We start from the raw sequence: 11579 nt of genomic DNA on the forward strand, positions 1-11579 counted from the left end.
CGGAGGCGTCCGGCCGTTGGGGGCCTGGTCCCGGCTTGCTGCGGTGGCTGTCCGCCGTACCCGGCTCGTGGCGGGTTCGGGGGCCGGGTGTCTGACACCTGGTGCCGTACTCGACTCGTGGTCGGTGTGGCGGCGGGGTTGCAGGGGCCGGTGTCTGGTGCCGTGGGGGCGGACGCCGGTCCGGAGTTCCCGGGGGGCGGCCTCGGTTAGGGCCGGCCGGGGCGAGGCGCGGCGGCGGGCCTGGGCGATCGGCGTGAGTGCCCGGCGCCGGAGCCGTCCTCACGGCCCTGGGAACCGCCTGACCATTCCCGTCCGCCGCGCGACGCCATTCACGCACTCGCCGCGGTGACCCCGGAGCCGAGTACGTCCAGTACGAGAGCCTGAGACCGGCACGCCAGAGCACCCCCCGGCCTGGGAGGCGCCGCCCGGGACTCTCACGAGGCAGGTGCTCGCCGCACAGGCGACGCGGCCCCGGCGACCGACGGGACCAGTGCCCGACCCTCTCGCCGCCCGCAGGCACCGATCCGGGCACGGTACGGCGGCGGGTACCCGCCCGGCCCGGTGCCGTGCCCGGTGAACCCGCCGAGGGCGGTTGCCCGCCGGTGGGCCGGTCGGGTCACTGCCGGGTGGCGTTGGGCAGGGCGTAGTGGTGGGCGAGCCCTCGGTCGCGGCGGGCGGTCAGCGCCGGCACCGTCCGGCCGGGGCCGGGGAGTCGGTCGTACCGCCGCCACGCGCCGCCGGGTGGCGCGGGGCAGGGCGTGCGGGGGTCGAGCCTGGCCGGTCGCGGCGGGCTGTCAGTCCCGGAGCCCTCCGGCCGGGGCCGGGGAGCCAGTCGTACTGCCGCCACGCGCCGCCACGCGCCGCCACGCGCCGCCACGCGCCGCCACGCGCCGCCACGCGCCGCCGGGTGGCGCCGGGCCGAGCCCGGCCGGTCGCGGCGGGCGGTCAGCCCTGGCACCGTCCGGCGGGGGCCGGGGAACCAGTCGTATCGCCGCCACGCGCCGCCGGGCAGGAGTAGTCCTCGGGTGGTGGGGAGTTGGGCCCCCGGCCGCCCGGCCGCCCGGCCGCCCGGCCGCCCGGCCGCCCGGCCGCCCGGCCGCCCGGCCGGTCGCGGCGGGCGGTCGGCGCCGGCACCGTCCGTCGGGGGCGGGGGCCGGTCGCGTCGCCGGGCCGGGCGTGGGTCTCGGGGGCGTCGTGGACTGCCTGGATGTGCGGCGTCCCCCTCCGGTGGGGCTCGGTGGAGGGGGACGGCAGGGGTGGTCTAGGTCAGACGCCGGCGGGCGCCGGCCGGTCCGCGGGGTCGGCGGCCGGGGCCGGTGTGACCGCCGGCTTGGGCAGCACCAGGTACAGCACGCCCGAGATCACGATGGTCGCGACCCAGCCGAGGCCGTACTCGCCGATCACGTTGTTCGTCGCCAGCGGCCCGGTGAACCAGTCGGACGTGGTGAACATCAGCCCCGCCACCAGACCGGCCGCCCAGGCGGCCACGGCCGCGGGGGAGAAGCCGCCGCGGTACCAGTAGGCGCTGGTGCGCGTGGTGTCGGCCATGGCCCGGCCGTCGTACTCCGTGCGCCGCAGCATGTCCGCGCCGAACACGCCCACCCACGCCGAGAAGGCGACCGCCAGCAGCGACAGGAAGGCGATGAAGGAGCCCATGAAGCTGGTGGCCACCAGCATCAGCACGCCGCCGAAGGCCAGCGAGATCACCGCGTTGACCGAGACCGCCCAGTGCCGCGGCACCTTGAAGCCGAGCGTCTGCGCGGTGAAGCCCGCCGAGTACATCGACATCGAGTTGATCAGCAGCATGCCGATGAGCGCGATGAACAGGTACGGCACCGCGATCCACGTCGGCAGGATCTCGCCCAGGAACGACACCGGGTCGCTCGCCGAGGCCAGGTCCGGCGTGGAGACCGCCATCACCGCGCCCATCAGCACCATCGGCAGCACGACGACACCGGCGCCGCCCACCGCCGTACCCACGATCGTCTTCGAGGACGCCGTACGCGGCAGGTAGCGGGTGAAGTCCGGCGCGGTCGGGATCCAGCTGACACCGCCCGCCGCGATCATGCCGATGCCGGTGATCACCGCGGCCGTGGACCCGGCGCTGTGGTCCAGCACCTCGGACCAGTCGGTGTTCGCCACCAGATAGCCCAGCACCAGCACCGAGAAGAGCCCGAAGAGGTAGGTCGCGTACTTGTTGCACTTCTGCACGGCGTTGATGCCGAGCCCGGAGATCGCGAACGTCGCGACCACGAACACCAGCAGCGTCACCATGTCCAGCACGCTGTTCGCCTTGATGCCGAACAGGATGTCCAGGATGGTGAGCAGCGCGTACGCGCCGGTCACCGCGTTGATCGTCTCCCAGCCCCAGCGCGCGACCCAGATCAGCGAACCGGGCAGCAGATTGCCGCGCTGTCCGAAGACCGCGCGCGACAGCGCCATGCCGGGCGCGCCGCCCCGCTTGCCCGCGATGCCGATCAGACCGACGAGGCCGTACGACACGACCGGCGCGGCCACGGCGACGACCAGGGCCTGCCAGATGTCGAGGTGATACGCCACGACCAGGCTCGCGCCCATGGTCAGCAGCAGCACGCTGATGTTGGCGCCGACCCACGTGGGGAACAGCTCGCGGGCGCGCCCGGTGCGCTCATGGTCGGGGACCTGCTCGATCCCGCGGGTCTCGAGAGCGCCTTCGGTCTCGACGGATGTGCTCATGAAAGAGGTGCCAGACATGGGGGGACAGGGGGACGTGGGGACTCTACGCGCGTGGATAGACGTGCCACCATCGTACTTTGCTCCGAGTCCTCGCCTTACGTGGCGTTTGTCTCTCAGAGGAAGCCACAAACGGGCCCCCGGCGGACCCCATGGCCGATACTGGTCGGGTTATGGAAACCGTCATCCTTGCTGTAGTCATCGCCGTGGTCGTGCTCGGCGCGCTCGGCGGGCTGATCGTGGGCAGCCGGCGCCGGAAGCCGCTGCCCCCGCCGCCCCCGAAGGCGCCCGACATCACCGCGCCCCCGGCCGAGCCGCATGTCGGCGACGAGGCCGAGACGCCGCGCGACGAACCGCGCCGGACGATCGAGGAGGTGGATCTCCCGGGCGGCCCCGCACCGGTCGTCGTAGAGGAGCCCCCCGTTGTCGAGGCTCCCGAGATCGAGATCCCGGAGCCCACCGCAGGCCGGCTGATCCGGCTGCGCGCCCGCCTGTCCCGCTCGCAGAACGCCCTGGGCAAGGGCCTGCTCACGCTGCTGTCCCGCGAGCACCTCGACGAGGACACCTGGGAGGAGGTCGAGGACACGCTGCTCACCGCCGACGTCGGCGTGCAGCCCACCCAGGAACTGGTCGAGCGCCTGCGCGAACGCGTCCGGGTGCTCGGCACCCGCACCCCGGAGGAGCTGCGGGCCCTGCTCCGCGAGGAACTCCTCCACCTGGTCGGCACCGACGTCGACCGCGCGGTGCGCACCGAGCCCGAGGGCCGCAAGCCCGGCATCGTGATGGTCGTCGGCGTCAACGGCACCGGCAAGACCACCACCACCGGCAAGCTGGCCCGGGTCCTGGTGGCCGACGGCCGCAGCGTCGTGCTGGGCGCCGCCGACACCTTCCGGGCCGCCGCCGCCGACCAGCTCCAGACCTGGGGCGAGCGCGTCGGCGCCCACACCGTGCGCGGCCCCGAGGCCGGCGATCCCGCCTCCGTGGCGTTCGACGCGGTGAAGGAGGGCAAGGAGATGGGGGTCGACGTGGTCCTCATCGACACCGCCGGGCGGCTGCACACCAAGACCGGCCTCATGGACGAGCTGGGCAAGGTCAAGCGCGTGGTCGAGAAGCACGCGCCGCTGGACGAGGTGCTGCTCGTCCTGGACGCCACCACCGGTCAGAACGGCCTGGTGCAGGCCCGTGTCTTCGCCGAGGTCGTGGACATCACCGGCATCGTGCTGACCAAGCTGGACGGCACGGCGAAGGGCGGCATCGTGATCGCGGTCCAGCGCGAGCTGGGCGTGCCGGTGAAGCTGATCGGGCTCGGCGAGGGCGCGGACGACCTCGCGCCGTTCGAGCCGGAGGCGTTCGTGGACGCCCTGATCGGCGACTGACCGGACCCGCTGACCGGACCCGCCGACCGGACACCGGAAAAGCGCCCGCCCCCTCGCATCCGAGGCGGCGGGCGCTTTCGTGTCACGGTGCTTCGCGCGCGGTGGCCCACTTCCCGCACGCACCACGCCTTTCCCCTACGGCGCCCACCCCGCCCGGAGCGGCCGTCCGGCCGTCCCGCCGACGTCACGGGCCCCGTGCCGCCGTCCGGTCAACGGCCCCCGGCGCCCGCCCCGCCGGCCGCTCAGTCCCGGCTGCGGGACCGGTGGGCCACGTATGCCAGGGTGCCCAGCAGCAGCCGGGCCGGCGGCGGCCGGGTCGCCGAGTCCAGCGCGGGCGGGCGCAGCCAGCGCACCGGGCCCAGGCCGCCCCGGTCGGACGGCGGCGCGGTGAGGTACGCGCCGGGGCCGAGGCCGCGCAGGTCCAGCGCGGCCGGGTCGTCCCAGCCCATGCGGTAGAGCAGCCGGGGCAGCTCGGCGGCGGCGCCGGGGGCGACGAAGAAGTGGACGCGGCCGTCCGGGCCGGCGGTGACCGGACCGAGCGGCAGACCCATCCGCTCCAGCCGGACCAGGGCGCGGCGGCCGGCCGTCTCCGAGACCTCGACGGCGTCGAACGCCTGGCCGGCCGGCAGCATCACCGAGGCGCCCGGGAACTCGGACCAGACCTTGCTCACCTCGTCCAGCGTGGCCCCGGCCGGGACCGCCGGCGCGAACTCCAGCGGATGCGCGCCCGGCTCCGGGCAGCCGGCGCGCCCGCACGAGCAGGCACCCCCGGCGGCCCGCGCCCCCGGCAGCACGTCCCAGCCCCACAGCCCGGTGAACTCGGCGACGGCGGTGACCTCCGCCGCCCGCCCGCGCCGGCGCGTGCCGGACCGGATCTCGCGGATGCCGCCGATCGTGAAGCCCATGCCCCCTCCAACGGGTCGTGCGCGCCGGTGGTTACGACACGGAACGAGACGGAAGCGGAACGTAACGCTACGGCTCCGCCTGCCCGAGTGGCCCGTGATCAAGGCGGCGCCTTGAAGCGTTCGGGGTGGCACATCCGGAACCGTGCGCCCCTGTATGCCTCAGTCCGCCGATGTCCGCTCGCTCTCTGTCAAGTCAATCGCGCCTGGCTGGTCGTGAGTTCATTCGAAGGGGTGGCGAATGGTGGCGTTTCCGTGATGCAGGTGGTTGATGGGTAATCGTGGGGTTACTCTGAGTGTGCGAGTCCTGGGGGTGCGTGCACCCGTGGGTATGCCGGAGGCAAGCCGCCGGCGCGTTCGAAGGGTGAGAACCGGCGGACGGAACGCCGTAGGCACCGGCATGCTGATAGGGCTTGGCGCGCCGGCGGCGGCGCGCCGGCGGGGCGGCAGCGCACAGGCGGGACAAGCGGCAGCGCACAGGCGACAAGTGGTCTCAGAAATGGGGGCGTTCCAGTGGGCGGCAACGGCGGAGGCGGGACGAACGCTGACAAGCGCCCCAACGAGCTGCTCGGCTCGTGGTTCGTGCGCAGCGGCTGGTCCAAGGGCGAGCTGGCCCGCCAAGTCAACCGCCGGGCACGCCAGTTGGGTGCCAACCACATCTCCACCGACACCTCGCGGGTGCGCCGCTGGCTGGACGGGGAGAACCCGCGCGAACCGATCCCGCGCATCCTCTCGGAGCTGTTCTCGGAGCGCTTCGGCTGCGTGGTCTCCATCGAGGACCTCGGTCTGCGCGCCGCCCGCCAGCCGCCCGCCGCCTCCGGGGTCGACCTGCCGTGGACCGGCCCGCAGACCGTCGCCCTGCTCGGCGAGTTCTCCCGCAGCGACCTGATGCTCGCCCGGCGCGGCTTCCTCGGCGCCTCGCTCGCCCTGTCCGCCGGCCCCTCGCTCATCGAGCCCATGCAGCGCTGGCTCGTGCCCGCCCAGGCCGCCGCGGCCCAGGCCGGGCCCGAGCCCGCGCCGGACCCGCGCAGGCCCGGCCGGCTGTCCGGGCCCGAGCTGGACCTGCTGGAGTCCACCACGCGGATGTTCCGCCTGTGGGACGCCCAGTGCGGCGGCGGACTGCGCCGCAAGGCGGTCGTCGGCCAGTTGCACGAGGTCACCGACCTGCTCCAGGAACCCCAGCCCGGGGCCACCACCCGCAAGCTGTTCCAGATCGCCGCCGAACTGGCCGAACTGGCCGGCTGGATGTCGTACGACGTCGGTCTCCAGCCCACCGCTCAGAAGTACTTCGTGCTCGCCCTGCACGCGGCCAAGGAAGCCGGCGACAAGCCGCTCGGGTCGTACGTCCTGTCCAGCATGAGCCGCCAGATGATCCACCTCGGCCGGCCCGAGGACGCCCTGGAGCTGATCCACCTCGCCCAGTACGGCAGCCGCGACTGCGCGAGCCCGCGCACCCAGTCCATGCTGTATGCGATGGAGGCCCGCGCGTACGCCAACATGGGCCAGCCCGCCAAGACCAAACGCGCCGTCCGCATGGCCGAGGACACCTTCGCCGAGGCCGGCGAGTGGGACGAGCCGGACCCCGACTGGATCCGCTTCTTCTCCGAGGCCGAGCTGTACGGCGAGACCTCCCACTCCTTCCGCGACCTCGCCTATGTCGCCGGCCGCAGCCCCACCTACGCCTCCCTGGCCGAGCCGCTGATGCGGCGGTCCGTGGAGCTGTTCGCCAAGGACGGCGACCACCAGCGGTCGTACGCGCTCAACCTGGTCGGCATGGCCACCGTGCACCTGCTCCAGCGCGAGCCCGAGTGCGGCACGCAGTGCGTCTCGCAGGCCATGGAGGTCGCCAAGAGGGTCCGTTCCGAGCGGGTGAACACCCGTATCCGCAAGACGGTCGACACGGCCGTGCGGGACTACGGCGACCTCGCCGTCGTAGCCGATCTCTCCGACAAGCTGGCCGTCGAACTGCCGGAGGCCGCCGAGGCGAGCTGATCCGGCACCACCCCGAACCCCGGCCGCGGCCGGGCCTCCCGAACTGCCCGACTCGGCTCCCCCATGCCAGGTCATCGAGAGGCCCGCCGCGGCCGGCCTGTTCCCCGCCGCGGGCATCGTCCGCGCGAGGTTGCGCCACGATAACGATCGCGCGACCCGGTATCCGGCGCTTCACCGACGCGTAACACGCAGGACGCCTTCGTCACCCGGGCGAAACAACGAGGGGCCTCCACCGAAACCGCGCTGCGTCAGTCTCGTGGCGCATAACCGGCCACCCCTCACCCCGACCGGACCGCTCACGCACCGCCCGCACGGGGCCGTACCAACCGACGAGGAGACGCCGATGGCACCAGCCATCATGCTTGCGGCGGACACACCCAGACTGTCGTCCGCCAACACCGGCTTCATGCTCATCTGCTCCGCCCTGGTGATGCTCATGACCCCGGGCCTGGCCTTCTTCTACGGAGGCATGGTCCGCGTCAAGAGCACCCTGAACATGCTGATGATGAGCTTCATCAGCCTCGGGATCGTCACGATCCTGTGGGTGCTCTACGGCTTCTCCCTCGCCTTCGGCAGCGGCAACAGCCTCCTCGGCTACAACGCCCACTGGATCGGCCTCAGCGACATCGGCCTCACCGAACTCTGGGACGGCTACACCATCCCGGTCTTCGTCTTCATGGTCTTCCAGCTGATGTTCGCGATCATCACCCCGGCCCTGATCAGCGGCGCCCTCGCCGACCGGGTGAAGTTCTCCGCCTGGGCGCTCTTCGTCGCCCTGTGGGTCACCGTCGTCTACGTCCCGGTCGCCCACTGGGTGTGGGGCGCCGACGGCTGGGCCTACAAGCTGGGCGTGATCGACTTCGCGGGCGGCACGGCGGTCCACATCAACGCCGGCGCGGCGGCGCTCGGCGTCATCCTCGTCATCGGCAAGCGTGTCGGCTTCAAGCGGGACCCGATGCGCCCGCACAGCCTCCCGCTGGTCATGCTGGGCGCCGGTCTGCTCTGGTTCGGCTGGTTCGGCTTCAACGCCGGCTCCTGGCTCGGCAACGACGACGGCGTGGGCGCGCTGATGTTCGTCAACACCCAGGTCGCCACCGCCGCCGCCATGCTGGCCTGGCTCGCCTACGAGAAGATCCGGCACGGCGCGTGCACCACGCTGGGCGCCGCCTCCGGAGCGGTCGCGGGCCTGGTCGCCATCACCCCGTCCGGCGGCGCGGTCTCCCCGCTCGGCGCCATCGCCGTCGGCGCCATAGCCGGCGTCGCCTGCGCCGCGGCCGTCGGCCTGAAGTTCCGCTTCGGCTACGACGACTCCCTCGACGTCGTCGGCGTCCACATGGTCGGCGGCATCCTCGGCTCCCTGCTCATCGGCTTCTTCGCCACCGGCAAGGGCCAGTCCGCGGCCACCGGCGTCTTCTACGGCGACCACTCCTTCACCCAACTGTGGAAGCAGTGCGCGGGCGTCTTCGCCGTCCTCGCCTACTCGCTGGTCGTCTCCGCCGTCCTCGCCTTCCTCCTCGACAAGACCCTCGGCATGCGGGTCGCCGAGGACGAGGAGATCTCCGGTATCGACCAGGCCGAGCACGCCGAGACCGCATACGACTTCAGCGGCGCCGGCGGCGGCGTCGTCACGACCGCCGCGCAGGCCCCGGCCGCCGTGCAGACCAGGAAGGTGGACGCGTGAAGCTCATCACCGCCGTCGTCAAGCCCCACCGGCTCGACGAGATCAAGGAGGCCCTCCAGGCCTTCGGCGTCCACGGACTGACCGTGACCGAGGCCAGCGGCTACGGCCGCCAGCGCGGCCACACCGAGGTCTACCGTGGTGCCGAGTACACCGTCGACCTCGTCCCCAAGATCCGCGTCGAGGTGCTGGCCGAGGACGACGACGCCGAGCAGCTGATCGAGGTCATCGTGAAGGCGGCCCGGACCGGGAAGATCGGAGACGGCAAGGTGTGGTCCCTGCCGGTGGAGACCGCCGTACGGGTCCGCACCGGCGAGCGCGGTCCGGACGCGCTCTGAGCCGTAGCAACAGAACAGGAGTCGCCGGGTGACGGGTACGGATGTGCACACAGGGACGCAGGACTCGGGACCCGGCGGCTACGCGGCGGCGCGGCTGCGCCTCCTCACCGAGGAGGCGCGGTCCGGGCCGCCGCGCCGTGCCGCCCTCGCCGGGCTGACCGACGACTGGCTCGCGGGACTGTTCGGCGCGGCGGCGGGGGAGCGGACGGCGGCGCAACGCTCCGGGCGGCAGGACGACGGAGGGCGGCGGAGCGGCCCCGCCGGCGTCTCGCTCGTCGCCGTCGGCGGCTACGGCCGCGGGGAACTCTCCCCGCGCAGCGACCTCGACCTGGTCCTGCTGCACGACGGCTCCGACCCCGGCGCGGTCGCCGCCCTCGCCGACCGGCTCTGGTACCCGGTCTGGGACCTCGGCATCTCCCTCGACCACTCCGTCCGCACCCCCGCCGAGGCCCGCAAGACGGCCGCCGAGGACCTGAAGGTCCACCTCGGCCTGCTGGACGCCCGCCACCTCGCCGGCGATCTCGGCCTCACCGCCGGGCTGCGCACCGCCGTCCTCGCCGACTGGCGCAACCAGGCCCCCAGGCGCCTGCCCGAACTCCGCGACCTGTGCGCCGAGCGCGCCGCCCGCCAGGGTGAACTGCAGTACCTGCTGGAACCCGACCTGAAGGAGGCCCGCGGCGGCCTCCGCGACGCCACCGCCCTGCGCGCCGTCGCCGCCTCCTGGCTCGCCGACGCCCCGCGCGAGGGCCTGGCCGACGCCCGCCGCCGGCTGCTCGACGTCCGCGACGCCCTGCACCTGGCCACCGGCCGCGCCACCGACCGGCTCGCCCTCCAGGAACAGGACCAGGTGGCCGCCGGCCTGGGCCTGCTCGACGCCGACATCCTGCTGCGGCAGGTCTACGAAGCGGCGCGCGTGATCGCGTACGCCAGCGACGTCACCTGGCGCGAAGTGGGGCGCGTCCTGCGCTCGCGCGCCGTCCGGCCGCGGCTGCGCGCCATGCTCGGCGGCGGCAAACCCGTGACGGAACGCTCCCCGCTGGCCGAGGGCGTCGTCGAACAGGACGGCGAGGTGGTGCTCGCCCGCGCCGCACGCCCCGAACGCGACCCCGTGCTCCCGCTGCGCGCCGCGGCCGCCGCCGCACAGGCCGGCCTCCCGCTCTCCCTGCACGCCGTACGGCGCATGGCCGCCACCGTGCGCCCGCTGCCCACGCCCTGGCCCGCCGAGGCCCGGGAACAGCTCGTCACCCTGCTCGGCTCCGGCGCCCCCACCGTCGAGGTCTGGGAAGCCCTGGAGGCCGAGGGACTGATCAGCCGCCTCCTGCCCGACTGGGAACGGGTCCGCTGCCGGCCCCAGCGCAACGCCGTCCACCTCTGGACGGTCGACCGGCACCTGATCGAGACCGCCGTGCGCGCCTCCGAACTCGCCCGCCGCGTCAGCCGCCCCGACCTGCTCCTGGTCGCCGCTCTGCTGCACGACATCGGCAAGGGCTGGCCCGGCGACCACTCGGTGGCCGGCGAGATCATCGCCCGGGACGTCGCCGCGCGCATCGGCTTCGACCGCGCCGACGTCACCGTCATCGCCACACTGGTCCGCCACCACCTCCTCCTCGTCGAGACGGCCACCCGCCGTGACCTGGACGACCCGGCCACCGTCCGCGCGGTCGCCGAAGCCGTCGGCGGCCAGAGCACCCTGGAACTGCTGCACGCCCTCACCGAGGCCGACGCCCTCGCCACCGGCCCCGCCGCCTGGTCCTCCTGGCGCGGCTCCCTCGTCGCCGACCTCGTCCGCCGCGTCCGCGCCGTCCTCACCGGCGACGCGCCCGGGGAACCCGAACCCGCCGCGCCCACCGCCGAGCAGGAGCGCCTCGCCATCGAGGCCTTCCGCACCGGCGGCCCCGTCCTCGCGCTGCGCGCCCAGACCGAACCCGTGGCCGGCGCGGAACAGCCCGGCGACCCGGAACCGCTCGGCGTCGAACTCCTCATCGCCGTACCCGACCAGCCGGGCGTCCTGCCCGCCGTGGCCGGCGTCCTCGCCGTGCACCGCCTCACCGTCCGCACCGCGGAGCTGCGCGCCGTGCCGCTGCCCGAGGACGTGGACGACGACGGCGCGATCCTCCTGCTGAACTGGCGGGTCGCCGCCGAGTACGGCTCCCTGCCCCAGGCCGCCCGGCTGCGCGCCGACCTCGTGCGCGCCCTGGACGGCTCCCTGGACATCGCCGGACGGCTCGCCGAACGGGACGCGGCCTACCCGCGCCGCCGCGGCTGGACCGCCCCGCCGCCCCGCGTCACGGTGGCCCCGGCCGCCTCCCGCCACGCCACGGTGATCGAGGTCCGCGCCCAGGACGCGCCGGGCCTGCTCCACCGCATCGGCACGGCCCTGGACAAGGCGGGCGTGCGGGTGCGGAGCATGCACGTGTCGACCCTGGGCTCCAACGCGGTCGACGCCTTCTACGTCACGACGGGCACGGGCGCGCCCCTGCCCACCGGGGACGCGGGCACCTTGGCGGGCGCGCTGGAGGAGACCCTGCGGGCGTGACGCCCGGGCCCCGGCCGCCGCCGGCCCGCTGTGGTCCCGGCGGCC

7 protein-coding genes are annotated in these 11579 nt (G+C 74.1%); 5 read left to right on the top strand and 2 right to left on the bottom strand.

Annotation, left to right across the window (positions count from 1 at the left end):
- Positions 1-1266: 1266 nt before the first annotated feature.
- Entirely contained in the window at positions 1267-2715 is a 1449-nt protein-coding gene (locus ACZ4SV_RS30035) for a cytosine permease (RefSeq protein WP_365883679.1), read from the bottom strand.
- 170 nt (positions 2716-2885) lie between these two features.
- Between ACZ4SV_RS30035 and ftsY the strand changes: the two genes are divergently transcribed.
- Positions 2886-4088 carry a signal recognition particle-docking protein FtsY gene (gene ftsY / locus ACZ4SV_RS30040; protein WP_365941725.1) on the top strand — a complete coding sequence of 401 codons (1203 nt, stop codon included), beginning with the start codon at positions 2886-2888 and terminating at the stop codon, positions 4086-4088.
- Between the two features lie 242 nt (positions 4089-4330).
- Here the strand turns inward: ftsY and ACZ4SV_RS30045 are convergent, their stop codons facing one another.
- Entirely contained in the window at positions 4331-4993 is a 663-nt protein-coding gene (locus tag ACZ4SV_RS30045) for a bifunctional DNA primase/polymerase (protein ID WP_365872013.1), read from the bottom strand.
- Positions 4994-5503: 510 nt separating this feature from the next.
- Here ACZ4SV_RS30045 and nsdA point away from each other — a divergent pair.
- From nsdA to ACZ4SV_RS30065, 4 genes are all read left to right on the top strand, one after another.
- Positions 5504-6982 (top strand): transcriptional repressor NsdA, encoded by a 1479-nt coding sequence (gene nsdA / locus ACZ4SV_RS30050; protein WP_468007941.1) that lies wholly within the window; start codon positions 5504-5506, stop codon positions 6980-6982.
- Positions 6983-7325: 343 nt separating this feature from the next.
- Entirely contained in the window at positions 7326-8663 is a 1338-nt protein-coding gene (locus ACZ4SV_RS30055) for an ammonium transporter (RefSeq protein ID WP_468007943.1), read from the top strand.
- A complete protein-coding gene (locus tag ACZ4SV_RS30060; RefSeq protein WP_171152440.1) occupies positions 8660-8998 on the top strand; it encodes a P-II family nitrogen regulator in 339 nt (112 codons plus the stop codon). Before ACZ4SV_RS30055 ends, ACZ4SV_RS30060 begins: the two co-directional genes overlap by 4 nt.
- A gap of 28 nt (positions 8999-9026) precedes the next feature.
- Positions 9027-11534 carry a [protein-PII] uridylyltransferase gene (locus ACZ4SV_RS30065; protein ID WP_468007945.1) on the top strand — a complete coding sequence of 836 codons (2508 nt, stop codon included), beginning with the start codon at positions 9027-9029 and terminating at the stop codon, positions 11532-11534.
- Positions 11535-11579: the final 45 nt, after the last annotated feature.

Source organism: Streptomyces sp. NPDC027672 (assembly GCF_055566335.1).